28 protein-coding genes are annotated in these 24756 nt (G+C 58.1%); 14 read left to right on the top strand and 14 right to left on the bottom strand.

From position 1 onward, the window contains the following. Positions 1–90: 90 nt before the first annotated feature. The 8 genes from ABLN87_RS19760 to ABLN87_RS19725 all read left to right on the top strand — a co-directional run bounded on the left by ABLN87_RS19760 (position 91) and on the right by ABLN87_RS19725 (position 5171). The gene (locus tag ABLN87_RS19760) at positions 91–1026 is read left to right on the top strand and encodes an aspartate carbamoyltransferase catalytic subunit (protein ID WP_353013558.1); all 936 of its coding nucleotides are present in this window, start codon (positions 91–93) and stop codon (positions 1024–1026) included. Further along, a complete protein-coding gene (locus ABLN87_RS19755; RefSeq protein WP_353013556.1) occupies positions 1023–1541 on the top strand; it encodes a hypothetical protein in 519 nt (172 codons plus the stop codon). Before ABLN87_RS19760 ends, ABLN87_RS19755 begins: the two co-directional genes overlap by 4 nt. Beyond that, a complete protein-coding gene (locus ABLN87_RS19750; RefSeq protein WP_353013554.1) occupies positions 1526–1912 on the top strand; it encodes a hypothetical protein in 387 nt (128 codons plus the stop codon). Before ABLN87_RS19755 ends, ABLN87_RS19750 begins: the two co-directional genes overlap by 16 nt. Next, positions 1909–2361: a hypothetical protein gene (locus ABLN87_RS19745; protein WP_353013552.1), complete on the top strand. Its 453-nt coding sequence runs from the start codon at positions 1909–1911 to the stop codon at positions 2359–2361. Before ABLN87_RS19750 ends, ABLN87_RS19745 begins: the two co-directional genes overlap by 4 nt. Continuing rightward, the gene (pyrC, locus tag ABLN87_RS19740) at positions 2358–3638 is read left to right on the top strand and encodes a dihydroorotase (protein WP_353013550.1); all 1281 of its coding nucleotides are present in this window, start codon (positions 2358–2360) and stop codon (positions 3636–3638) included. The genes ABLN87_RS19745 and pyrC overlap by 4 nt, the downstream gene beginning before the upstream one ends. Further along, positions 3638–4243, top strand: coding sequence for a glycerol-3-phosphate 1-O-acyltransferase PlsY (plsY, locus tag ABLN87_RS19735; protein WP_353013548.1), 606 nt, complete (start codon positions 3638–3640; stop codon positions 4241–4243). The genes pyrC and plsY overlap by 1 nt, the downstream gene beginning before the upstream one ends. Further along, positions 4240–4509 carry a hypothetical protein gene (locus tag ABLN87_RS19730; protein ID WP_353013546.1) on the top strand — a complete coding sequence of 90 codons (270 nt, stop codon included), beginning with the start codon at positions 4240–4242 and terminating at the stop codon, positions 4507–4509. Before plsY ends, ABLN87_RS19730 begins: the two co-directional genes overlap by 4 nt. A gap of 188 nt (positions 4510–4697) precedes the next feature. Then, positions 4698–5171, top strand: coding sequence for a YHS domain-containing (seleno)protein (locus tag ABLN87_RS19725; protein WP_353013544.1), 474 nt, complete (start codon positions 4698–4700; stop codon positions 5169–5171). 130 nt (positions 5172–5301) lie between these two features. Here the strand turns inward: ABLN87_RS19725 and ABLN87_RS19720 are convergent, their stop codons facing one another. The 3 genes from ABLN87_RS19720 to ABLN87_RS19710 all read right to left on the bottom strand — a co-directional run bounded on the left by ABLN87_RS19720 (position 5302) and on the right by ABLN87_RS19710 (position 8130). Further along, positions 5302–6285, bottom strand: a complete 984-nt coding sequence (locus ABLN87_RS19720; RefSeq protein ID WP_353013542.1) for a quinone oxidoreductase family protein — start codon at positions 6283–6285, stop codon at positions 5302–5304. 108 nt (positions 6286–6393) lie between these two features. Then, positions 6394–7380, bottom strand: coding sequence for an NAD(P)H-quinone oxidoreductase (locus tag ABLN87_RS19715; RefSeq protein WP_353013540.1), 987 nt, complete (start codon positions 7378–7380; stop codon positions 6394–6396). Positions 7381–7437: 57 nt separating this feature from the next. Further along, entirely contained in the window at positions 7438–8130 is a 693-nt protein-coding gene (locus ABLN87_RS19710; protein WP_353013538.1) for a COQ9 family protein, read from the bottom strand. 111 nt (positions 8131–8241) lie between these two features. On the opposite strand from ABLN87_RS19710, the gene rpsU reads away from it, so the two are divergent. Both rpsU and ABLN87_RS19700 read left to right on the top strand, forming a co-directional pair. Continuing rightward, the gene (rpsU, locus tag ABLN87_RS19705; protein WP_008207378.1) at positions 8242–8448 is read left to right on the top strand and encodes a 30S ribosomal protein S21; all 207 of its coding nucleotides are present in this window, start codon (positions 8242–8244) and stop codon (positions 8446–8448) included. A 302-nt stretch (positions 8449–8750) separates the two neighbouring features. Beyond that, positions 8751–9824 (top strand): CAP domain-containing protein, encoded by a 1074-nt coding sequence (locus tag ABLN87_RS19700; protein WP_353013535.1) that lies wholly within the window; start codon positions 8751–8753, stop codon positions 9822–9824. A 67-nt stretch (positions 9825–9891) separates the two neighbouring features. Here the strand turns inward: ABLN87_RS19700 and ppk2 are convergent, their stop codons facing one another. Next, positions 9892–10827, bottom strand: a complete 936-nt coding sequence (gene ppk2 / locus ABLN87_RS19695) for a polyphosphate kinase 2 (RefSeq protein ID WP_353013533.1) — start codon at positions 10825–10827, stop codon at positions 9892–9894. 226 nt (positions 10828–11053) lie between these two features. On the opposite strand from ppk2, the gene ABLN87_RS19690 reads away from it, so the two are divergent. After that, a complete protein-coding gene (locus tag ABLN87_RS19690; protein WP_353013531.1) occupies positions 11054–11893 on the top strand; it encodes a CPBP family glutamic-type intramembrane protease in 840 nt (279 codons plus the stop codon). Here ABLN87_RS19690 and ABLN87_RS19685 read toward each other — a convergent pair whose 3' ends face one another. Continuing rightward, on the bottom strand, positions 11894–12352 hold the full coding sequence (locus ABLN87_RS19685; protein WP_353013529.1) for an Lrp/AsnC family transcriptional regulator: 459 nt from the start codon (positions 12350–12352) through the stop codon (positions 11894–11896). Positions 12353–12490: 138 nt separating this feature from the next. Between ABLN87_RS19685 and ald the strand changes: the two genes are divergently transcribed. Continuing rightward, positions 12491–13609, top strand: a complete 1119-nt coding sequence (ald, locus tag ABLN87_RS19680; protein ID WP_353013528.1) for an alanine dehydrogenase — start codon at positions 12491–12493, stop codon at positions 13607–13609. A 189-nt stretch (positions 13610–13798) separates the two neighbouring features. Here ald and ABLN87_RS19675 read toward each other — a convergent pair whose 3' ends face one another. Both ABLN87_RS19675 and mscL read right to left on the bottom strand, forming a co-directional pair. Then, positions 13799–14608: a mechanosensitive ion channel family protein gene (locus ABLN87_RS19675; protein ID WP_417750410.1), complete on the bottom strand. Its 810-nt coding sequence runs from the start codon at positions 14606–14608 to the stop codon at positions 13799–13801. A gap of 96 nt (positions 14609–14704) precedes the next feature. After that, positions 14705–15133: a large conductance mechanosensitive channel protein MscL gene (gene mscL / locus ABLN87_RS19670; RefSeq protein ID WP_170535682.1), complete on the bottom strand. Its 429-nt coding sequence runs from the start codon at positions 15131–15133 to the stop codon at positions 14705–14707. 145 nt (positions 15134–15278) lie between these two features. Between mscL and ABLN87_RS19665 the strand changes: the two genes are divergently transcribed. Next, complete coding sequence (locus tag ABLN87_RS19665) at positions 15279–15977, top strand: glutathione S-transferase family protein (RefSeq protein WP_353013524.1); 699 nt, start codon at positions 15279–15281, stop codon at positions 15975–15977. A gap of 63 nt (positions 15978–16040) precedes the next feature. Here the strand turns inward: ABLN87_RS19665 and ABLN87_RS19660 are convergent, their stop codons facing one another. Together ABLN87_RS19660 and ABLN87_RS19655 are read right to left on the bottom strand one after the other, a co-directional pair. After that, positions 16041–16490 (bottom strand): YtoQ family protein, encoded by a 450-nt coding sequence (locus ABLN87_RS19660; RefSeq protein ID WP_353013522.1) that lies wholly within the window; start codon positions 16488–16490, stop codon positions 16041–16043. An 85-nt stretch (positions 16491–16575) separates the two neighbouring features. Then, positions 16576–17211, bottom strand: coding sequence for a class I SAM-dependent methyltransferase (locus tag ABLN87_RS19655; protein WP_353013521.1), 636 nt, complete (start codon positions 17209–17211; stop codon positions 16576–16578). Positions 17212–17295: 84 nt separating this feature from the next. On the opposite strand from ABLN87_RS19655, the gene ABLN87_RS19650 reads away from it, so the two are divergent. After that, on the top strand, positions 17296–18180 hold the full coding sequence (locus ABLN87_RS19650) for a LysR family transcriptional regulator (protein ID WP_353013520.1): 885 nt from the start codon (positions 17296–17298) through the stop codon (positions 18178–18180). Between the two features lie 45 nt (positions 18181–18225). On the opposite strand, the gene pheT is transcribed toward ABLN87_RS19650, so the two are convergent. The 5 genes from pheT to ABLN87_RS19625 all read right to left on the bottom strand — a co-directional run bounded on the left by pheT (position 18226) and on the right by ABLN87_RS19625 (position 24690). Next, positions 18226–20622: a phenylalanine--tRNA ligase subunit beta gene (gene pheT, locus ABLN87_RS19645; protein WP_353013518.1), complete on the bottom strand. Its 2397-nt coding sequence runs from the start codon at positions 20620–20622 to the stop codon at positions 18226–18228. 78 nt (positions 20623–20700) lie between these two features. Next, positions 20701–21504, bottom strand: a complete 804-nt coding sequence (locus ABLN87_RS19640; protein WP_353013516.1) for an alpha/beta hydrolase family esterase — start codon at positions 21502–21504, stop codon at positions 20701–20703. Positions 21505–21738: 234 nt separating this feature from the next. Next, positions 21739–22179: a hypothetical protein gene (locus ABLN87_RS19635; protein ID WP_353013515.1), complete on the bottom strand. Its 441-nt coding sequence runs from the start codon at positions 22177–22179 to the stop codon at positions 21739–21741. Further along, complete coding sequence (pheS, locus tag ABLN87_RS19630; RefSeq protein ID WP_353013513.1) at positions 22176–23249, bottom strand: phenylalanine--tRNA ligase subunit alpha; 1074 nt, start codon at positions 23247–23249, stop codon at positions 22176–22178. Before pheS ends, ABLN87_RS19635 begins: the two co-directional genes overlap by 4 nt. Positions 23250–23319: 70 nt before the next feature. Next, entirely contained in the window at positions 23320–24690 is a 1371-nt protein-coding gene (locus tag ABLN87_RS19625; RefSeq protein WP_353013511.1) for a glutamate--cysteine ligase, read from the bottom strand. Between the last annotated feature and the right edge of the window lie 66 nt (positions 24691–24756).

The raw sequence follows: 24756 nt of genomic DNA, 5'->3' as shown, positions 1-24756 counted from the left end.
CCAGAAACTGCCCGACAGCACAGAACCTTAGGTTGCCTTGCCCGGCGCAGCTTTCTATAAGCGGTCCGATTGTCAGACAGGAGCCCGCCCATGCGTTTCGCCCATCGTCACCTTCTTGGCATCGAGCATCTGTCGCAATCTGATATCACCGCCATTCTCGACCTTGCTGAGACCTATGTCGATCTGAACCGCCAGTCGACCAAGCACTCGGATGTGCTGTCCGGGCTGACCCAGATCAATATGTTCTTTGAAAACTCGACCCGCACGCAAGCGAGCTTTGAGATCGCGGGTAAGCGTCTGGGTGCAGATGTGATGAATATGGCGATGCAGGCCAGTTCGATCAAAAAGGGCGAAACCCTGATTGATACAGCGATGACATTAAATGCGATGCATCCCGACCTGCTGGTGGTGCGGCATCCACAATCTGGCGCAGTCGATCTGCTGGCGCAAAAGGTGAATTGCGCTGTGCTGAATGCAGGCGACGGGCGGCATGAACATCCGACACAGGCGCTGCTGGATGCGTTGACCATCCGCCGCGCCAAGGGTCGCTTGCACCGCCTGAACATCGCCATTTGCGGCGATGTGGCCCATTCCCGCGTGGCACGTTCGAACTTGATCCTGCTGGGCAAGATGGAGAACCGGATCCGTCTGATCGGGCCACCCACGCTGGTGCCTGCGCAATTCGCCGAGTTCGGGGCCGAGATTTATGACGATATGACCGAAGGCCTGCGGGATGTTGATGTCGTCATGATGCTGCGCCTTCAGAAAGAGCGGATGGATGGCGGGTTCATCCCGTCGGAGCGCGAGTACTATCACCGCTATGGCCTTGACGCGGTCAAGCTTGCGCAAGCCAAACCTGACGCCATCGTCATGCACCCGGGTCCAATGAACCGAGGGGTCGAGATCGACGGTACGCTGGCGGATGACATCAACCGATCGGTCATTCAGGAACAGGTCGAGATGGGCGTCGCCGTCCGCATGGCCGCTATGGAACTGCTGGCCCGCAACCTGCGCGAGGCCGCATGAGTGACCTAACCGTCCTTCCCCACGAACGCGGCGTCATCCGCCTGTTTGCACTGTACATGCGCCCGGAAGAGGCCAAGTTCCTGCGTGAACCGGGTGCTGCGGATCAGGTTTTGGGGGTTGCGGATTTGGACCCTGAACAGATCGACATCTTTCCTGTGTCCGACCTCGAAGACCTGGGCCTTTGGGGCTATCTGAACGAAGGGGGCGGCGTGTCCGAAGACCAATTGGATCGTGCGGCGCTGGGCGCGGTCGAAGGCTGGATCATGGCTCTGCGCAGCGCTGCGTTCAAAGGACAGCCTGCGGTGCTTGCCCCCGATTCCCGCGTGCAGCTGATTGGTCTGTTCACGGAAGAGGCCACAAACTGGAGTGGCGACAGGATCGAAACCGAAAGCGCCAAGCCGTTTTCGGCACCGCAGACACCGGCGCAAGACAACAGGCCGCGCCGAATAGGCTCGGCCGCGCTAGCCGTGTTCTTGTTGCTGGTGATCGGAGGTGCCCTGTGGCTGATCCTGTGATCTTCACCCCCGACAAGGGTGCGTATATTCGCACCAACGCCTGGCTGGCCGCCGTTGCAATGGCCGGGGCGATGGCTGTGCTCTGGTTGATCGGGAACCCCTATGTCTGGACCGGTGCGCCTGCTGGACTTGCTGCCATCGGCCTGCGCGCATGGTATCTGGCTTCGGAAGAGCTGACCGCCAAATGGGAGATGACCGATACGCTGCTGACAGGCCCCGGCCCGCGCAAGGTTGCGCTGACACAGATTGAGGCCGTGAACACCATGGGCAGCTTCGTCCAGCTTGTGACCAAAAGCGGCGACAAGCATCTGATCAAATACCAAGCGGACCCAGCCGCCACCAAAGCCGCTATCGAAAGGGCAATTGCATGAACGCAGAATGGTGGCGCGAGGAAATACCTGAGAGCGAAGAAGTTCTGTGGCTCGGACAACCGCATGGCGGGTATTTCCCGCCCCATCTGGGATGGTCCTACAGAATTCTAATTTTCTGTTTAGTTTTGGCCTGGCTGGTCAGTCCGTGGATAGTGGACTCGGTGAGAGAGTCTTGGAAGCTGATCAGTTGCACGATCCTATTGGCCTTCGTGATGTGGGCGGATCGCTACGTTCGATTGCAACGCGTTTATGTCGTGACCTCCCAGAATGCCTGGCAAATCAACAAGGACCTGAAGTCCAAGACTTTGGAAATCAACCAGTTCCTGAACTTTCGCACTGTACCCTCAGCTGTGGTGTTCAGTCGCCATCCGTTTTTCAGATTCGACCACCTGTCTGACCCCAATGCCGCTTTGGCGGCGTTGAACAAAGCCCGAGAGGCCTCAGCATGACAAACTTACTGTTTACCAACGCGCGCCTGATCGACCCCGAGAACGGGACGGATGCGACTGGATGGCTGCATGTCGCGGACGGGCGGATCGTGGCGAACGGCAACGGCGATGCCCCCGCAGTGGACGGGCAGGTCGTGGACTGCAATGGCAAATACCTGGCCCCCGGCATTGTCGATATCGGCGTTAAAGTTTGTGAGCCGGGCGAGCGGCACAAGGAAAGCTATAAATCCGCAGGTCTCGCGGCAGCGGCGGGTGGGGTGACCACGATGGTTACGCGCCCTGACACCACACCTGCCATCGACACGCCGGAAACGCTGGAATTTGCTACACGCCGCGCCCAGGCTGATACGCCTGTGAACGTACTTCCAATGGCTGCCCTGACGAAGGGACGCGAAGGGCGCGAGATGACCGAGATCGGGTTTCTGATGGATGCCGGTGCGGTGGCCTTTACGGATTGCGATCATGTGGTGACAAACACCAAGGTGTTCTCTCGCGCGTTGACCTATGCACGGTCGTGCGGGGCGTTGGTGATTGCGCATCCGCAGGAACCGGGGCTCAGCGCCGGGGCTGCTGCGACCAGCGGCAAGTTCGCAGCGTTGCGCGGCCTGCCCGCAGTTTCAGCCCGGGCAGAACGGATGGGACTGGACCGTGACATCGCCCTGCTAGAGATGACCGGCGCAGCCTATCACGCTGATCAGATCACAACAGCTCGCGCCCTGCCCGCGCTGGAGCGCGCTAAGCGCAACGGGCTGGACATCACCGCCGGAACTTCGATCCACCATCTGACGCTGAACGAGCTGGACGTGGCCGACTATCGCACTTTCTTCAAGGTCAAACCGCCGCTGCGGTCGGAAGACGACCGGCAGGCGGTGATTGAGGCGGTACGATCGGGCCTGATCGACACGATCAGCTCAATGCACACCCCGCAGGACGAGGAAAGCAAACGATTGCCGTTTGAAGAGGCTGCTTCAGGCGCGGTCGCGCTAGAAACGCTATTGCCTGCTGCACTGCGTCTGTATCATTCGGGTCAGCTGGACCTTCCGACCCTGTTCCGTGCCATGACCCTGAACCCGGCCAAACGTCTGGGTTTGAACAGTGGTCGTTTGTCCAAAGATGCGCCAGCCGACCTAGTTTTGTTTGATCCTGATATTCCGTTTGTGCTGGACCGGTTTACACTCCGATCCAAATCGCAAAACACGCCATTTGACGGGCAGCGGATGCAAGGTAAGGTCATTGCGACCTATGTGGCCGGCAAAGAAGTCTACCGGAGAATTTGATGCCCCTGATTGACAGTACACAACCCGAATTGCTGCTGTGGGCGGCCATGGGCTACCTGTTGGGGTCAATTCCCTTTGGCCTGATCCTGGCCAAGATTATGGGGCTGGGCAATCTGCGCCAGATCGGGTCGGGCAACATCGGGGCCACCAATGTGCTTCGAACCGGCAACAAGGCCGCCGCCGCCCTGACCCTGCTGTTTGACGCCGCAAAAGGCGCTGTTGCGGTTCTGCTGGCGCGCGCCTTTGCCGGTGAGGACGCAGCCCAGATTGCCGCGCTCATGGCGTTTCTGGGCCATTGCTATCCCGTTTGGCTAAGCTTCAAGGGTGGTAAGGGCGTGGCCACCTTCCTGGGCCTTTGGCTGGCGCTGGATTGGCGGGTCGGTGTTGCCTGCTGTCTAACGTGGTTGGTTGCGGCGGCGATCTGGCGGATATCCTCGATCGGCTCACTGGCGGCGGCTGCGTTGTCGACCACCTGGATCGTGGTATTGACGGATGGGTCCACCTTCGTTTTGGGTATTGCGCTTACCTTGCTGGTCTATTGGCGCCACAACGCCAATGTAGCCCGCATCAAGGCGGGGACTGAGCCCAAAATCGGAAAACCGTGACTGCGACCGACGCGTTTACCCGCGCTTTTTTCGCATTGCCCTTGGGCACATTCACTGGCCGCGCCGATGATCGGCGCTATGTCGTCTCACGTCAGGCCATGGCAGAAAACAAGTCCCATAAGCTTGTGGCGTATGAACTCGGTGGCGGGGACTATATCAGCCTGAACCTTTACCAAACCCGCAACAGCGGTGCGTTGCTACGACCTTGCGAAATGCCTACCCAAAAGGTCGTCGCCTTTGTTCTTGCGCTGACACCCGAAGGCTGACCCAGCCACATTTCTGAACAGCATCTCTGCGCCTCTGCACAATCACAATTGATTGCTTTGAACGTGAACATCCGGCTTCCCACCTGAGTTTCTGTGACGGCCAATTACCGGTCGCACAGGACAAAATCCGGGATCGCAAATCGCAATTACGGCGACCGCGCGCATCCTCTTTCACGAAAGGTGAAGCTATGAACACGTTTAAATCTCTGATCGGTGGCGTTGCGCTGTCTGTTGCTCTGGCAACTTCAACCCTTGCAGCTGGCGTAGAAATCAATGCCAGCTCGACCGGGCTCGCGATGCAGGGCTATGACCCGGTTGCGTATTTTACCGAAGGTGAAGCCACCAAGGGCGACTACCGGATCACCACGCTGCATGATGACGCAATGTACCGCTTCTCATCCGAGGAAAACAAAGCCGCGTTTGAAGCGAACCCCGAAGCGTATCTGCCTGCTTACGGCGGCTACTGCGCTTTCGGTGCAGCCATGGGCTTCAAGTTTGATGGTGACCCGAACCACTGGAAAATCGTAGACAACACACTGTACCTGAACCTGTCGCAGGACATCCAGGAACGCTGGGAAGGCGACATTCCGGGCTTCATCGAACAGGCCAGCGCAAACTGGGAGAACATTGCGGACAAAGCTCCGGCCGAACTGCAGCAATAACCCGTATTCGGCAACTTTTGCGGTGGGAACAGAGATGTTCCTGCCGCGCTCAAATCCCACTCTGAACGGAATACGCTTTGTAACCCGCCAGATTGATCAAAACCCGGCGCGTGTCGCCGGGTTTTGTTGTTCAGACATCCAAGATTGTGCTGCCCGTGGTTTGACGCGCCTCAAGCGCACGGTGCGCGTCGGCGATCTGATCTAGTGGGAAGCGCTGGTCGATGTGAATCTTGACCTCGCCGCCTTCGACCTTACCAAACAACCGCCGCGCCATCGCCTGACAGATCGTATGATCGCCGATATGCGTAAACAAGGTCGGGCGGGTGATCTTGAGCGATCCTTTCTGCCCCAAGATCCCGATATTCACAGGCGGAACCGGCCCCGAAGCATTGCCGAATGAGATCATCATCCCGAGCGGTTTCAGACAGTCCAGCGACCCTTCGAACGTGTCGGCGCCGACCGAGTCCATCACCACGTCAACGCCTTTCCCATTGGTGATCTCGGCCACGCGTTCGACGAAGTTCTCGGCGCGGTAGTTGATGCAATGCGATGCGCCGTTGAACTGGGCCAGCGCGCATTTCTCATCCGTGCCAGCGGTGCCGATCAGAGTGATGCCTTCGGATTTCGCCCATTGGCAGGCGATCAGGCCCACACCCCCGGCCGCAGCGTGGAACAACACTGTATCCCCGCGACGCAAAGGCGTGGTGCGGTGGAACAGATATTCAACGGTCATGCCCTTCAGCATCATCGCCGCCGCCGCTTCGAATGAAATGCCGTCTGGCAACGGACAGACCTGAGCCGCCGGCATCACCCGCGCTTCGCAATAGGCGCCCGACGGTGCGGCAGCATAGGCTGCGCGCTGACCCGGTGTCAGATGGGTGACCCCGTCGCCAACCGCTTCGATCACACCCGATGCTTCCATCCCAAGCGCATGTGGCAACTCCAGCGGATAAAGGCCGGTGCGCTGATAAACATCGATGAAGTTCAGGCCGCAGGCATGATGGCGGATAAGAACCTCACCCGGACCGGGATCACCCAAGGGCCGATCTTCGATCTGCAAGACCTCGGGGCCGCCGAATTCGTGGATAACGACTGTGCGCGCAGTATTCTGCATTCTGAACCTCCTCTTGCCTGATCCCAAGCTAGCATGCTTGCGTGACAGGGCAATCAGGAGCTTGTGCTGTGGCGAGTTTGCGCGCGGATCAACCCCCGCGCATCGCCACTAGCCTGCAACGCTCAAAACGATCTTGCCAATATGAGTCGAGCTTTCCATATGGGTATGCGCTGCCGCAGCATCGGCCAGGGGGAATTCGCTGTCCATAACCGGGGCAACCTTACCGGCGGCCAGCAAAGGCCAGACGGCCTCACGCAGGTCCAGTGCAATCCGGGCCTTGGCCAGATCACTTTGCGGGCGCAAGGTACTGCCGGTCAGCGTCAGACGCTTGACCATCATCAGAGCAAAATTCAACTCAGCCACAGGACCCTGCAGAAACGCGATCTGAACCAGACGTCCATCCTCGGCCAATGCCTTCACGTTGCGCGGGATGTAGTCGCCGCCCACCATATCGAGGATCAGGTTCGCACCGCCTTCAGCACGCATAACACCCACGAAATCTTCGTCGCGGTAGTTGATGGCCTTCTCTGCCCCCAATTTCACGCAGGCGGCGCATTTCTCATCCGAGCCAGCAGTTGCAAAGACCCGCGCACCAAAGGCATTGGCAAGCTGGATCGCAGTGGTTCCGATGCCGCTGGACCCACCATGAACAAGGAAGCGCTCGCCTGGTTTCAGACCGCCTCGCGTGAACACGTTGGACCAGACGGTAAAGAACGTCTCTGGCAGGCAAGCCGCTTGCTTCATGTCCATCCCGTCCGGCACTGGCAGGCAATGCGCAGCGGGTGAGGCGACGTATTCGGCGTAACCGCCACCGGGCAACAAGGCGCAGACCTTATCGCCCAGCGCCAAACCCTCGACCCCGGCGCCCACGGCAACTACCTCGCCCGATGCTTCCAGCCCCGGCAGATCGCTGGCTCCCGGCGGGGGATCATAGGCCCCGGCACGTTGCAAAGCGTCCGGGCGATTCACCCCGGCATAGGCGACCTTGAGAACAACCTGCCCGGCCTCGGCTGTCGGGATCGGGCGTTCGATCAGCTTAAGAACATCGGGACCACCGGGCTGAGTGATTTCGACAGCGCGCATCATCTGGTTCATGGGCAAATCTCCTTTGCCCAATGCCTAGCTGTCATCTGGGCAAAGTCCAAGCTTTGACTACTTGCGCGGATTCAGCAGACCCGGCAAATCTGCTCGCATCTTCATCGGTGCTTTGACCTGACCAGCCAGCCAGTTCGGCACGGCCAGAAACGGTTTGAACAACGGGTTGCTGTTGACCTGCGCCTTCAGCTTTTCAAACTGCATCACGTCGCCAATGCGCCTGTCCAGAAACTCCCACGTCTTCTGGTGATCAGGCGAATCGTCTCCCAGCCAGAACAGCAGGGTCGAGGAATAGACCCCCGACAGCGTCGCCCGCTTGGTGTACCAGTTCACATCATCCGACGTGTCACCCAGCGCATCCCAGATCAGATCGCAGGTGCCCCAAACCGCCTTGGCCCCGTCACCTGCATGCATTGGCAGGGCAAACAAAGTCATGCCCCGGCGGACCAGTTCCTTGTCTTCAACCGCTTCAAGCCGGAACCGAACGGCGGCGGCGATCTTTTCGCGGAACTTGAGCGCGCTCAGGTCTTCAGACTTGATCCGATCCAGCATCATCTGGTCCCCACGCGCATGATAGGCCAGCGCCAGATCAACCGCGCCGCGCGGGCAAATCGCCCGGGCTAGACCGTCATCCAGATCGCACTCTGAAATGGCGGCGCGAAAGCAGGTTTCGGACCATCCGTCAAATGGAACATGGGCAAGCATCGCGTCCAGCATCTGCTGTTTTGCGTCTTCATAGGTCACTGTCATGGCGGTTCTCCGGTGTTCGGGGCCAGTACTAGACAAGATAGAACGGCTTTGCTATACGGCCAACTCCTGCAATTTCCTTGCAACTCTATCTAGAAAGGTGGTGACAACCACATGCAGGTTAGTGTTCGCGACAATAACGTCGATCAGGCGCTTCGTGCCCTGAAGAAAAAGCTGCAGCGCGAAGGCGTGTTCCGTGAAATGAAGCTGAAGCAACATTTCGAGAAACCGTCCGAGAAAAAAGCGCGCGAGAAAGCTGAAGCGATCCGCCGTGCCCGTAAACTGGCACGCAAGAAAGCCCAGCGCGAAGGTATGCTCTAAGCAGCGACCCGTCTCGTCCAGCTTTGGATGACACTATTTGACGACCCCCGAGGCCCCGCCCGGGGGTTTGTCGTTTCTAAGACCGGTTTGATCTTGCCGACTCGTGCGTGATGCTGTGCGACAAGCTGCCATTTCAGCCCCGGCAGGATTTTGCCCGGCATTTTGCAGCGCAGCGAATACCGCATCGGTAGCATGGCGATGCCCAAATTCACCTGCCAGATCAGCCCACCTATCCGCCGCAGGAAAGGTCTTTGTATCAGCCTCTCGTCTACTCAGACACCAAATCAAAAACGGAGGCTACTATGTCGACTGCAAGCACAATCGAGCGAGAAATGCTCGCGCTTATCAATGAAGAGCGAACATCCCGCGGGCTGAACCCGCTGCAGCTGGAAACCAATCTGAACGAGTCATCCGAGGATCACAGCACCTGGATGCTGGACCGCGATATCTTCAGCCATACAGGCGCGGGCGGGTCCAGCGCGACCCAAAGGATGCAGGCCGCGGGGTTCGATCTGTCGGGCAGCTGGCGCACAGGTGAGAACATCGCCTGGCAATCTGAACGCGGCGCGCCGGGGATCAGCGACGATGTCGCACAGCTGCATCAGAACCTGATGAACAGCCCGGGCCACCGTGCCAATATCCTGAATCCGAACTTCGAATATATCGGGATTGGGATCGAAACGGGCGATATGCAGGGTTTTGACGCCGTGATGGTCACGCAAAACTTTGGCGCAACAGCGGGTACGGTGGACCTGGATACAGGCACGACCCCAACCCCTACGCCGATGCCCGAAGAACCAGAGGTGCCCGAAGAGCCCGAAACACCGGAAGAGCCTCAGACACCCGAGGAACCTCAGACGCCGGAAGTTCCAGAAGAACCAGAGACACCAACTGAACCTGAAACTCCGGAAGAACCGGAAACACCCGAAGAGCCTGAAACGCCAGAAGAACCGGAAACGCCTGCGGAGCCGGAAACGCCGGAGGAACCAGAGACTCCCGTGGAACCCGAAACGCCAGAGGAGCCCGAAGAACCTGTGGAACCAGAGACTCCGGAAGAACCAGAGGTCCCTGAAGAGCCAGAAACGCCTGAACCAACGGCTGAGAACGGTTTCGATATCGAAGCCTTCGTTGCGGCGCTGGAAGAATTCCTGAACGAAGTGCTGGCACTAGTCGATGATTTCGACTGGATCGATATCGAACTACCCGCCGCGCAACCCGGTGGTGACGTACCAATGGATGACGGTCTGATCCTGATCCCGGAAGCGGGCGATGACGCAACGCCGCCGACAGAAGAACCCGTCGCGGGCTTCACCGACGATGATGACATGCTGATCTTCACTCCAATGGGTGGCGAATGCATGATGGACGTCGCTTAACGGCTGGCACTTGGGCAGGGCGCGAGACATCGCGCCCTGCTTTTCTTGGGTCAGAGACCCGTTTCGCCTAGTAGATTTTCGGGACGTACAATTCGTCGGGCAGAATGCGACGTTCGTAGTCAGGGTTGTACCTACGATCAGGTAGATCGACCCGCTCCTGCGGCACGTCCGTATAGGGGATCTTGGTCAACAGGTGCTCGATACAGTTCAGGCGTTCGCGCTTTTTGTCATTGCCCTCGACAATGTACCACGGCGCCTCAGAGATGTTCGTGCGGAATAACATATCCTCTTTCGCCTTGGTGTAGGATTCCCAACGAATGCGGGATTCCAGATCCATCGGAGACAGTTTCCACTGTTTCATCGGATCATGAATCCGCATGAGGAATCGCAGCTGTTGTTCTTCATCGGTGATCGAGAACCAGTATTTCAGCAAGATGATCCCGGACCGAACCAACATCCGTTCAAATTCGGGAACGTCCTGAAAGAACTGTTCGACCTGATCCTCGGTCGCAAAGCCCATGACGCGTTCAACCCCGGCGCGGTTGTACCAGGACCGATCAAAGAACACGATCTCGCCCGCCGCAGGCAAATGCGGGACGTAGCGCTGGAAATACCACTGGCTTTGTTCCCGTCGGCTGGGCGCAGGCAGCGCCACCACGCGCGCGACCCTAGGATTCAGACGCTGGGTGATCCGCTTGATCACCCCACCCTTGCCCGCACTGTCGCGACCTTCGAACAGGATGCACACTTTGGCCCCGGTATGCTGCACCCAATCCTGAACCTTGATCAGCTCGGCTTGCAGGCGCAGCAGGTTGCGGAAATAGACCTTGCGATCCAACATATCGGGATGCTGATCCTTGTAGATCTTGCGCACTTCCATTGACAGCATGGGTTCGCTGAACTCGATCTCAAAATCTTCGTCCAGCGTGTCTTCCAACTCGGCCTCTAGCCAGTCTTTGGGAGAGTCGTTGTTTTCATACGCCAAAGTCTGTTCCTTCTTCATTCACCGGGTGCGGACAGTAGTGCGCCTGTGTAACCGCCTGATGTCATCGGATAAGTTGATCTTATTGCAGGCGCCGATGAGGTGGCCGCCGCCATGTAAAGACATTACGTGCAATTCTGGACCGCTCGCGCAGGGGATACAACCGTAAGAATTGCCGCAACTGGAAAGGCTTGCACCGGGGAAAGCTGCGCGCCATGACTAAGCCAGTCGAACTGTCGAGGCCACCGTGGCGCATGTCCTGACCCTTCTTCCGATGATCTGGCCCTGGCTGATCCTGATCGCGGCCCAGATTACCGCGCTGAGCGGACGGATGGGCGTGGCATTGGCGCTGTTGGCGCTGTTCATCAGCTTTGGATCGGTTGCCAATCTGATCACGCCATGGGCGATTGCAGTGATTGCGATCGGGTTGCTAGGGGCCGCGACCCTGCCACGCCTGAGCGGCGCGATGGCAGTTGCCGGACATACACTTCTGATCCTGTGGTGTTTCGCCCTGGGCGCGCATCTGGTTCCTGGGTTCAACAATCTGCTTATCTTGGATCAGGTCTATGCCGGTGAAAAGAGCGCCACGTTTACAATGTATCTGAACCTCGACAAACCAATGGTATTCTTTGCGGTCCTCTTGGTTTGGCCCAGCATGCTGTTTGCGCGTCAGAAAACCAATGCCACGTGGCTCGTCGTCGGGCTTGCCCTACTGCCGCTGATCTTTCTTGCCGCTGTTTCAATCGGGGCGCTGCGGCCAGAGGTTAAACTGCCCCCGTGGTGGCTGGTCTTTGCAGTTTCAAACCTGTTTCTAACCTGTTTCACGGAAGAGGCATTTTTTCGCGGCTACCTGCAATCTCTGTTCAGTTCGAAACTTGGCCCTATTGGTGGCGTTGTCGCAGCCAGCCTGTTGTTCGGTTTGGCGCATTTCGGCGGTGGTCCAGCCCTGATGATCTTTGCCACGGTGCTGGGCTTGGGTCTGGGGTTGGCCTATGCCGCGACCGGGCGGCTTTGGGTACCGATTGCGATGCACTTTGCCTTTAACTTTGTCCACCTCGCCTATTTCACCTATCCCGTGTCGGCCTGATCAGACCGGCAAGGCCGTGGTCTTGAACACCGTCCGCAAGGCAAACGAGCTTTGCATCTGCGCCACGCCCGGCAGGCGCGACAGATATTGGCGGTGAATGCGGGCGAAATCTTCGGTGTTTTCGGCAACGACTTTCAGAAGGTAATCTGCCGTTCCCGCCATCAGGTGGCATTCCAACACATCCGGAATGCGGGCCACCGCCTTTTCGAATGCATCCAGACCCTCTTCGGCTTGACCTTGCAAGGTGATCTCAACAAACACGGTTGTGGGAACATTCATCTTCCTTGCGTCCAGCAAGGCCACGTAGTTTCTAATATAGCCCTCCAGCTCCAGCCGTTGGACCCGGCGATGGCAGGCCGAGGGTGAAAGGTTCACCTTTTCGGACAGGTCCGCATTCGAAACCCGACCATTCTTTTGCAGGGCGGACAGAATCTTACGATCAGTCGTATCTAAGCTCATTCGCGCACATCCATTGCGTTGATTTTAGTATTCTCGCTGGATTCTTTCAAAAGAAAGCCCAATGGCAGGTATTGTTTCACAGAAATTGCGCCACGTAATGCACATAATTTAGGCAGTTTATGAACGGAGGAGGGTCACATGAAAATCGGGTGCCCAAAGGAAATCAAACCCCAGGAATTCCGCGTTGGCATGACGCCAAACGCAGCTCAGGAAGCGGTGTCGCGAGGGCATGAAGTGCTCATCGAAACCGGCGCAGGAATCGGTGCGGGGTTTGACAACGACGCCTATGTCGCCGCAGGCGCGCGCATTCTGGACACGGCGGAAGAGGTGTTCGCCACAGCCGACATGATCGTGAAGGTCAAGGAACCCCAAGCCGGCGAGCGCAAGATGCTGCGCGAAGGTCAGTTGCTGTTCACCTACCTGCATCTGGCCCCCGACCCGGATCAGACCCATGACCTGCTGGAATCGGGCTGTACGGCCATTGCCTACGAAACCGTAACCGATACCAATGGCGGCCTGCCGCTGCTGGCCCCGATGTCCGAGGTGGCCGGGCGTCTGGCCCCTCAGGTCGGGTCATGGACCTTGCAAAAGGCCAATGGCGGGCGCGGTGTGCTGATGGGTGGCGTGCCTGGGGTTGGCCCGGCCAAGGTCGTCGTGATCGGCGGCGGTGTGGTTGGCACCCATGCGGCAAAGATCGCCGCTGGCATGGGCGCAGATGTAACCGTCCTGGACCGGTCCCTGCCTCGCCTGCGCTATTTGGACGACGTGTTCGGAGGCCAATTCAAGAACCAGTACTCGACCGCCGGCGCAACCGCCGAACTGATCCGTGAAGCCGATATGGTCATCGGTGCGGTTCTGATCCCCGGCGCAGCAGCGCCCAAACTGGTCTCGCGCGCGCAGCTGTCGACAATGAAACCCGGTGCGGTACTGGTGGATGTGGCCATCGATCAGGGCGGCTGCTTCGAAACCTCTCGCGCGACCACCCATGCGGACCCGATCTATGAGGTCGATGGGGTGATGCATTACTGCGTGGCCAACATGCCGGGCGCTGTGGCACGCACCTCGACCATTGCGCTGGGCAACGCGACGATGCCGTTCATGTTGTCATTGGCAGATAAAGGCTGGAAACAGGCCTGTCAGGATGATCCGCATCTGCTGGCCGGTCTGAACGTCCATGCCGGACAGCTGACGTACTATGCAGTTGGCAAGGCGCTTGGCATCGACGTCGTCTCGCCCAACGTGGTGATCAAGGCGTAACCCTCCCGCCCCTGAAAGCGCCTTCTGAAAAAGGCGCTTTACAGCGTTGGGCGTAGCACCGCGCCCTTGGCGCGGCGCGGGTACTCTATAAATCGACCGTCGCAAAACGAAACAGCGCAGCACGACAGTGCGGCGCCGGGCCCAACCGGAGGAGGGCATTTTGAATGCCCGTTCGACGGGCGGGAGCCCTTAGCCCTGTTTCTGAATTTCCACCGAATGCGGATAAGGGATCGAGACACCCTTGGCGTCGAAGGCTTCCTTGATGGTCTTGGTCAGCTCGAATTTCACATCCCAGTAGTCCGCCGCAGCACACCACAGGCGCGCAGTTAGATCGACCGAACTGTCGCCAAGATTTGTGACCCTCACCCAAGGCTCTGGATCCTTGTGGATGCGCGCATCCGCGTTGGCGGCATCCAAAATGATCTTCATGGCTTCATCCGCGCTGTCACCATAATCGATGCCGAACACCAGATCGACACGCCGCGTTTCATGTGCGGAATAGTTGGTGATCACCGATCCCCAAGCCTGCCCGTTCGGGACAATGATCTGGACGTTGTCTGGCGTTACCAGCTCAGTGGTGAACAGGTTCAGGTCTTTGACTGTTCCCGCCGTTCCCCCGATATCCACATACTGACCCAGCTTGTAGGGTCGGAATACTACTAGCATCACGCCCGCTGCCAGATCGCTGAGCGTCCCTTGCAGCGCAAGACCAATCGCCAGAGAGGCAGCACCCAGAATGGCAACGATACTTGTGGCCTCGATCCCGAAGATCCCCAGAACGGCCACAAGGACGATCGCCAAGATCGCCCATTTGACAAGGCTGGCAGCAAAATTCCCAAGCGTGGGATCGATCTGAGGCGTTTTGTTGATACGACGCCGCACAACGCCCGATACCATCCCGGCCACGATCCAACCGATGATCAGAACAATCAACGCCTTACCCGCACTTAGCAGGATCGGCATATAGCCACTCGCTAAATCCACAGCTTGGTTTGCCATATCGACTGTCTGATCCATGTCAGATTTCCTTCTCGATCAAATTAGAAGGGGCACCGGTAACGATGCGGAGCCCCGTTTTCTTGCCAACTTCCGGATTTACTTCTTCAAAGCGTCCCGGATTTCCATGAGGATATCCAGCTCGCTTGGGCCAGCGGGGGCTTCTTCGGCTGCTTCCTCTTCTTTGGCGGCGGCATCCTTAACGCGGTTCACAGACTTCACCAGCATGAATACAACCCATGCGATGATCAGGAAGTTGATGACCGCCATGATGAACGCACCATAGGCAAACACCGAGGCGCCGGTTTCACGCGCAGCTTCCAGGCTCGCCCCTTCGGCAACATCGCCTGCCAGCACGGCGTAGTTATTGGTGAAATCAATCCCGCCTGTGAACAGACCAATCAATGGATTGATCAGGTCCCCGACCAGCGATGTCACGATTGCGGTGAATGCAGCACCGATAATGATACCCACAGCCATGTCCATGACATTGCCCTTGGCAATGAATGTTTTGAATTCCTGGATCATGTGTTCCCTCTTTCCTGTTGTTAGCGTTTTTCGCCTCTGTTCGCGCATAGGCGCAGATTAATTGTGCGCTAATTGCACCCTAAAACATATTTTTTTATGGGAAAGCATGCCTATTTTTCCCCAATCAGATCATTCAGGAGAGCCCATGTCCGCTTTAGCCCCCTTCGCCGTGACCCAAAAATGGCCCGCCAAAGATCCGTCGGTCATTCAGCTCTATTCCTTCCCAACCCCAAACGGGGTCAAAGCATCGATCATGCTGGAAGAAACCGGTCTGCCTTATGAGGCGCATAAGGTCACACTGGCCGATGCCGACGTCAAAAGCCCCGAGTTTCTGTCACTGAACCCCAACAACAAGATCCCGGCAATCATTGATCCCAACGGTCCGGATGGTGAACCTATCGGCCTGTTCGAAAGCGGCGCGATTTTGCTGTATCTGGCCGAAAAGACCGGCAAGTTCATCGGTCAAAATGCATCCGACAAACACCATATTACGCAATGGCTGATGTTTCAGATGGGTGGTATTGGGCCGATGCTTGGCCAGCTTGGATTTTTCCACAAATTCGCAGGCCGCGAGATCGAAGACCCCCGCCCCCGTGAACGCTATGTGGCCGAGGCCAAGCGCCTGCTGAACGTGCTGAACACGCAGCTTGAAGGTCAGGATTGGGTTGCCGGAGACTACTCGATCGCTGACATGGCCATTGCCCCCTGGCTGCGCGGATTGGACTTCTATGAAGCAAAGGATTTAGTCGGTTGGGACGAACACGCCAATGTCGTGGCCTATCTGGATCGTTTCCTTGAACGGCCTGCGGTTCAAAAAGGCTTGGTGACACCCGCGCGAGACTAAGGCCCCCCTCGCCCCGTTGCCGATATCGGGCTTGCGGCCAGAACCGGTCGCAAGCCCATATTCTTAGCCCGGCAGCTTACCGGTCAGCACATAGCGCAGAACTTCGACCACCTGAGCGGGTTCCTCAGCCACGGCGAGTGCGGCGGCGTCGACCTCTTTTAGCGCGTGCTGATGATCAGGGCCATGCAACACGATCAGTGATTTACCCAAGGCTGCTGCGTATCCGGCGTCAAACGCTGCATTCCATTGTTTGTATTTGTCGCCAAATCGCACAACGACCACATCGGCGTCCGCGATACCCTTGCGTGTGCGGATCGCGTTGACCATCGCACCCTTATGGTCATGCCAATACTTGTTAGGCTCAGCGCCCAGTATGGCTACGCCGCAATCGTCACTGGCAGCATGATCGGTGACCGGGCTGTTGAAAGAAACATCCAGTCCCTGTGCACCATCGATGATTTGTTCGCGCCAATCGGTGTGAATTTCCCCAGATAGATAGACGTTCAGGCCCATGGTTTCCTCCAAAACAGTTTGGACCCTACTTAAGCGGCAATCACCCAAAGCCCAATGCGTAAGCCGAAGAAACCGCCCAAGATTGCTATTTCTTTTGCGCCACCAAATACCGAGACGGGGGCTTTGCCGGATAGTTCCCGCTTTCGATGATTTCGAAGCCGGCATCTGCGATCGCAGCTTCAAGCGTTTTTACGTCGAACAGGTTCACATAAGGCGCTTTGCCAAACAGCTGCATCACAGGCAGCATGAGTTTCATCAGTCCGAATTTGAAACCCAAACTTCCCTCGGTAAGACAAGGCGTTTTGGATATGAACAATCCGCCCGAGGGCAAACGCGCATAGATGTCCGCAAAGGCCTTTTCAATATCCGGCACAAGATGAAACACGTTGAAGCCAAGAATGACATCAAAGGACTGTTCACCATCTGGCGCGGTGATGTCTATGGGCGTGAATAAGATGTTGTCGACCCCTTCTTTTTTCGCCTTATCCCGGCCAATATCCAGCATCGCGTCAGAAAAATCGCTGGCCGTGATATGCGCGACTGACGATGCAAGCAGCAGCGCGGTTGAGCCTGTTCCGCAGCCAAGCTCAAGAACGTTGTGCTGTTGGGTCAGATAGGACCGGGTCCGTCCCAGAGTGTATTCATACGACTCCATGTCACGGATTGGGCTACGCGCGTATTTCGCGGCAATGCCATCCCAAAACTTTGCGCCAGTCTTCATGGTAAATCTCCTTTGCGGCCTATCTACTCATGCGGATATTGAATATGAATTGCGGAATACTGCAGAACACTTATACATATTTGCATGACTGGAATCGATGAATTTGATTGGAACCACATGCGCGCCTTTCTGGCGACCGCGGATACCGGATCGCTTTCAGCAGCGGCGCGGCAGTTGGGACAGAGTCAACCAACACTTAGCCGCCAGATCGCTGCGCTTGAGGCCGATTTGGGCGTTTTGCTGTTCGAGCGTGTGGGCCGCTCGTTAGAAATCACGCAAGCTGGTTTGGAGATCCTGGAACACGCGCGCGCCATGGGCGAAGCTGCCAATCGGATCGCCTTGACGGCATCTGGTCAGGCACAATCGATCGAAGGGCGTGTTCGGATAACTGCCAGTGATGTCATGTCAGCGCACATTCTGCCGGATTTGCTACGCGAGGTTCAGGCACAAGCTCCACGTCTGCGGATAGAAGTGATCGCTTCGAACGATGTGAGTGACCTGATGCGGCGTGAAGCCGATATCGCAATTCGCCATGTGCGACCTGAACAACCTGATCTTATCGCCAAACTGGTGCAGGAAGCGCCCGGCCACTTTTATGCATCTTCAGCGTATTTGAACCGCATGGGGCACCCTGAATCGAAAAGCGATTTGCCCAACCACGACTTCATTAGCTTCGGCGATACCCATCAGATGATCGCTTATCTGGAGCCACTTGGCATTCACCTGACGGAAGATAATTTCAGGCTCGGCTCACAAAATGGCGTTGTTGCCTGGGAATATGCCAAGCATGGCTTCGGCATCGCGCCCATGTCGCAAAATGTGGGGGATGTGGCCTCAGAAATGGAGCGGGTGCTGCCAGATATGGACCCATTTGAATTTCCGATCTGGTTGGTCGCGCATCGCGAGCTGCACACCAGTCGGCGCATCCGGTTGGTCTTTGATGTGCTGACCAAGTTCTTCTCGAACTGAAAAGCGCGCCAAAAGGCGCGTTCTGCAAAGTGTATATTGCTGCGATTACCCGCGTAGGACACCGCCCGTCGCTTTGGAAACCTTGGCGATGATCTTCTCGGCCACCGCCTCGATATCTTTTTCTTTCAGCGTCGCGTCGGTGGGTTGCAGGCGCACGGTGATGGCCAGGGATTTCTTGCCCTCTCCCAAGCTACCCCCGATAAATTCATCAAAGACGCGCACATCCTCGATCAGCGCTTTGTCAGCACCCGCAGCGGCGTTGACCAGTGTCAGAGCTTCAACATCCGCATCAACGACAAAGGCAAAGTCACGCTCGACGGCCTGCAGATCGCGCAGTTCCAACGCCGCGCGAGTCGCGCCGGATTTGCGCGGCATAGGCACCTGATCCGGCCAGATGGTAAAGGCCATCGCCGGGCCTTTGATGTCCATCGCCTGCAGGATGCGCGGGTGCAGCTCACCAAACACGCCCAGAACCTTTTTCGGGCCCAGGCAAATCTTTCCGTGACGGCCCGGATGCCACCAGGCGTCCCCATCGCGCAGGATCTGAACCTTAGCGGGCGCGCCGATGGCTGCCAGAACAGCCTCTGCATCCGCTTTGACATCAAACAGATCAACCGGGCGGGACGCGCCATGTACGTCCTTTGGGGCCGAACGGCCAACCAGAAGGCCAGTGATCTGCGTTTGCTGTTCCCCCGGCTCTCCGTCATGGAACACCGGACCAACCTCAAACAGGGCCACATCCGCATAACCACGCGCCTGATTGCGCGCTGCGGCCTGAAGCAATCCGGGTAGTAGATCGGGGCGCATGTGGCTCATCTCGGACGAGATCGGGTTTTCCAACTGAGTCGCCGCGTCCCCGCCTCCGAACAAAGCCGCTGCATCCTGATCAATGAAAGTGTAGGTAACACATTCATTGTAACCCAGCGCAGCACACGTGCGCCGGGCCATCGATTGGCGGCGCTGTGTCGGGGTCATCACCGGCTTCGGGATGCCATCGGTCACGCGTGGCAATGGCTTGCCCTGCAACTTGGTCAGTGAAGCAATCCGCGCGACCTCTTCCACCAGGTCGGCCTCACCCATGACATCAGGGCGCCAGCTGGGCACATGGGCCATTTCACCTTCGAGGCGGAAGCCCAGACGCGTCAGGGTCTGGCGCTGATCGCTTTCTGGAATGTCCATGCCAACCAGAGACTGCACACGTTCCGCATCCAGCTTGTAGGCACGCGCATGGTTCGGCGCTTTGCCCGCTTCAACCACCTTGGACGCTTCACCACCACAGATATCCAGGATCATCTGGGTCGCATGTTCCAGCCCTTCCAGTGTGTATTCCGGATCAACCCCGCGTTCGAACCGATAGCGCGCGTCCGAGTTGATCTTGAGCGCGCGGCCCGTCAGGGCGATCTGCACGTGATCCCAGAACGCGCTTTCGAGAAAGACGTTCACCGTGTCTTCGGTACAGCCTGTCTCTTCTCCGCCCATGATACCAGCAATCGATTCCGGGCCATTGTCGTCCGAGATTACCATCATGCCGGGTTGCAGCGTGTATTCCTTCTCATCCAGCGCGACCAGCGTTTCGTCACCCTTGGCGCGATGAACACGCAGGTTGCCCTGCACCTTGTCGGCATCAAACACGTGCAGCGGGCGGTTGTGATCGAAGGTCATGTAGTTGGTGATGTCCACCAGGGCTGAGATCGGACGCAGACCAATCGCCTTCAGTTGATCCTGCAGCCATTGCGGGCTTGGGCCGTTCTTCACACCTTTGATCAGTCGTCCCGTGAAATGCGGCGCACCGTCCAGAGTATCCTCATCAATGGTCACCTTGATCGGGCTTTCAAAATCACCCGGCACCGGAACGTAGTCGCGTATCTTCAACGTCCCCAGACCGCGCGCCGCCAGATCACGCGCAATACCCGCAACGCCCAGCGCATCAGGACGGTTGGGGGTGATCGCAATCTCGATCATCGGGTCGATCTTTGACGGGTCATTCTCGGCCAGCCAGTCGACGAACTGATCACCAACCTCACCCGAGGGCAGCTCGATGATACCGTCATGTTCATCCGACAGCTCCAGCTCGCGTTCCGAGGCCATCATGCCAAAGCTTTCGACACCGCGGATCTTGCCGACATTGATGGTGATATCCAGACCGGGGATATACATGCCCGGTTTGCAGACCACGACCGTGATGCCTTCACGCGCGTTGGGGGCACCACAGATGATCTGCAAATCGCCCTCATCGGTCGCCACCGTGCAGACGCGCAGCTTGTCGGCGTCAGGGTGTTTTTCGGCATGTTTCACATGGCCCAGCGTAAAGCCCTTCAACCGGTCCGCCGGATTCACGATCTCTTCGACCTCAAGGCCAAGATCGGTCAGCGCCTCGGTGATCTCATCAACCGACGCATCCGTATCAAGGTGGTCTTTCAACCAGGACAGAGTGAATTTCATTGCAAGCGGCCTTCTTGGGCAAACATCCGTTTGGCACAGGCAATGGCAAAGAATGGGCCGGGGTGCAAGCGCTGCGCGTCACGGATAGGTGGGGGTGCGGCCCAAAAGCTCGTCCAATTGCCGCCCGATCCAGCCATGGGGGATGAAATGCCCGCCCGGATGGGTATCCAGCACCACCTGCCCCTGCGCGCAATCGGTCCATTCCATGCGGCTAAGCGTCAGGAACGGCTCGACACTCCAATCCCCGCGCGGGGTTGCATCATGGCAGTCATAAGCCCCGCGCCACAGGGCCACCGGATAGGTCGCGTCGCCGTTTGCGCCATAGGGAAAATCCATCACTTTGTCGCGCAGGCCATGCACATGGCGCGCCTCGGCCGGGGCCTCTGGGCAGGTTTCGGTCTGCTGGATTGAACCGGCCACGGCCAGCAAGGCGGCGATGTCGTCGCCTGACTGGCAAACATAGCGCCACGCCATCGCGCCGCCATAGGAATAGCCCGAAACATAGATGCGGTCGCGGTCAATCGGATAGTGTTTGGCCACATCCTCCAACACACGGTCGGCAAAGGGCACATCCCGCGTATCCGCCGACCAGAAGTTCCAGGTTTTGCCCAACCCGTTGGGGGCCACCAGCAGCACGCCCCGCAGCTTGGTCGCGCCCGCAATGCGTTCGTGGTTCACCACCACAGTCCCCTGCCGCGCCCAGCCGTGGAAATGCAGCAGAACCGGCAGAGGCGTTTCGCCATCCCACCCGTCCGGCTCCAGCACGTGGTACGAACGGTCGCCAACCTGACAAGCGGTATCGCCGTGGCATTCGGTATTCCAAGGCCCTATGGCAAAGGCCGGTGTGGCTGTCATCAGAAGGAGAAGCAGTCGATAGATCATGGGCCTGACCCTACCCAGCCTGAGCGCCGAGTCACGTCACAAGCCCGTGGGGCAATGTAACAAGCCGCGCCATCGCCAGACCGTGGGGTGGCGATCCTTAGTTTGTGGTGGGCACTTTATTCCAGCCAAATCCGTGCACTGTTCGAGCGGTGCGCTGGCGGAGACAAATCGCCAGCCCATGCGGGCGGTCTGGCGATGGCGCGGCGGCCTATCGGCCTTTGCTCCGCGCAGCTTTCAAGTTGCTCTCCAGTGTTCCTGGACACAATCTTCCCGCATGGCATCAGCAATACCGTCGAGCTTAACTCTTATGTCGTCCCGGCACTCATCAAAATTGGACGCATTTTCTTCCAGTCTCGCAAAGTTCACTATTGCCATTAGCAATGGCTTCGCTTGGTCAATGACCTTCTTTGAACCATAAACTTTCAAAGCCAAAAAGGCTTCGCGGTACTTTACTGTCTGCGCGTCGACTTCTCCTTCATCACTTTCCGTACACATAACTCGAAGAAGGTTCTCTGCCTCCGCCAAGTACTTCGTGTAGATCACGCGACACTCTGAAAGAACTTGTTCTTTTCGGTCGACTTTCTTTTGACGTCCATAGGCGAGCAAACCCAGCCCAGCAGCAACAAATGGAGCCGCCAATTGTAGCCAATCAATTATGGTGGTTTCGCCGCTCAACGCGACAAACCACCATGCAGGTTCGGCATATCCAGCGCCGCAAACCCATAGTGGCGCAGCCAGCGCAGGTCGGAATCAAAGAACGCCCGCAGATCGGGAACGCCGTATTTCAGCATCGCCAGACGGTCGATACCGATGCCGAATGCAAAGCCCTGATAGACCTCGGGATCGATCCCTCCGGCGGCGATCACCTTGGGGTGGACCATGCCCGAGCCCAGAATCTCCATCCAGTCGTCGCCCTCGCCAATCTTCAGCTGGCCGTTGTCCCAGGAACAGCGGATATCGACCTCGGCCGAGGGTTCGGTGAAAGGGAAGTGCGAGGCGCGGAAGCGCAGTTCGACATCGTCGACCTCAAAGAACGCTTTCACGAACTCTTCCAAAACCCATTTCAGGTTGGCCATCGAGATGTCCTTGTCGATGGCCAGCCCCTCGACCTGATGGAACATCGGCGTGTGGGTCTGGTCGTAATCGGCGCGGTAGACGCCGCCCGGACAGATCACGCGGATCGGCGCGCCCTGTTTCTCCATCGAACGGATTTGCACCGGAGACGTATGCGTCCGCAGCACATGCGGCGGGCGATTGTCGCCCTCAGCACGGTGCATGTAAAACGTGTCCATCTCGGCCCGCGCGGGGTGGTGACCGGGGATGTTCAGCGCATCAAAGTTGTGCCAGTCGGTTTCGATCCGCGGCCCTTCGGCCACCGAGAAGCCCAGTTCGGCGAAGATCGCGGTCAGTTCCTCGGTTGCCTGGCTGACCGGGTGGATCGAGCCCTGACGGCGCGCGCGAGTCGGCAGGGTGACATCCAGCCATTCGGTGCGCAGACGCTCATCCAGCGCGGCATCGGCCAGAGCGGCCTTTTTGGCAGCCAGAGCTGAGTTGATCTCATCCTTCAAGGCGTTTAGCGCCGGACCTGCAACCTGACGTTCTTCGGGTGTCATCTTGCCCAGCTCGCGCATCTTCAACGCGACCTCGCCCTTTTTGCCCACGGCAGCGACGCGGATCGCCTCAAGCGCGTTTTCGTCGCCCGCCTCAGAAATCTGCCCCAGATATTTTGCCTTAAGATCGTCCATGACGCCCTCTGAATTTGGTCGCCAACCTGCTATCGGGCCAGCCCCGTGAATGCAAGCGGGACGCGGTGGGTCAATAGCTGTATGCGGGATAAATCCGGGTCAGATCGCCGTTCCAGTCACCATTGTAGTGTTCCAGCAACTCATCAGCAGGCACCTTGCCGGTTTCGATGCTTTCCTTCAGCGCGTTCAGGAAATGCGTCTCATCTGGCACAAGGCCCCCGGCACCCGGACGGGCGCGGGATTTCAAGCCCGCTTCTGAGATCGCCACAACCTCGCGCGCCAGATCGTGCATGTTGATGTCGCCAACCTGTGCTTGAAGGCCTTTGACGGCGGCTTGCACCCGCAATTCCTCGCGCGTTTCGGCATCCCAGCGCTTGACCAGATCCCAGGCGGCGTCCAGTGCGCCTTGGTCGTAGGTCAGGCCAACCCAAAACGCGGGCAACGCACACAGCCTGCGCCACGGGCCACCATCAGCGCCGCGCATCTCCATGAATTTCTTGATCCTTGCCTCAGGGAAGGCGGTGGTCAGATGATCGGCCCAATCCGACAAGGTTGGTGTTTCACCGGGCAAAGCGGGCAACTCGCCTTTCAGGAAATCCCGGAAGGATTGCCCCAAGGCGTTGATGTATTCACCGTTGCGGTAGACAAAGTACATCGGAACATCCAGCGCGTATTGCACGTAGCGTTCAAAACCGAACCCCTCTTCGAACACAAAGGGCAACATACCGGTACGCGCATCATCCAGATGCCGCCAGATATGGCTACGCCAGCTTTTCTGGCCGTTGGGCTTGCCCTCGAAGAACGGAGAATTGGCAAACAGCGCCGTTGCCACCGGTTGCAGCGCCAGCGCCACGCGCAGCTTCTGCACCATGTCGGCCTCGGAGCCAAAATCGATATTGACCTGAACCGTGCAGGTCCGCCGCATCATGGCGCGGCCCATGGTGCCGACCTTTTCCATGTAGTCGTTCATTAACCGATAGCGGCCCTTGGGCATCAGCGGCATCTCATCATGGGTCCAGATCGGAGCGGCACCCAGTCCGATGAAGCCCACGCCGATCTCGTCGGCGATGTCCTTCACCTCACGCAGGTGAGTGTTCACCTCATCGCAAGTCTCGTGGATTGTTTCGAGCGGGGCACCCGACAGCTCCAGCGCGCCACCGGGCTCAAGGCTGACATTGGCCCCGTCCTTTTCCAGACCGATCAGCTTGTCGCCTTCACGCACCTCGCCCCAGCCATGGCGATCCCGCAGTCCTTCCAGCACCGCCACGATCGAGCGTTTGCCTTCAAACGGCAGCGGCTTAAGGGTGTCTTTGCAATAGCCGAACTTCTCGTGCTCGGTTCCGATGCGCCAATCTTCCTTGGGCTTGCAGCCCGACTCCAGATATTCGGCCAATTGCGCGTGGCGCTCGATCGGACCGCCGCCGGACTGAGGGATGGACATGAGACCTGTGCTCCGATCCTGCTGTGTCTGTCTTGACGGTCAGTCGTGGGCGCAATTGGCGCCAGT

It is taken from the genome of Ruegeria sp. SCP10, assembly GCF_040329495.1.
Lineage (GTDB): Bacteria > Pseudomonadota > Alphaproteobacteria > Rhodobacterales > Rhodobacteraceae > Ruegeria.
This window is presented reverse-complemented; position numbering and strand designations above follow the sequence as displayed.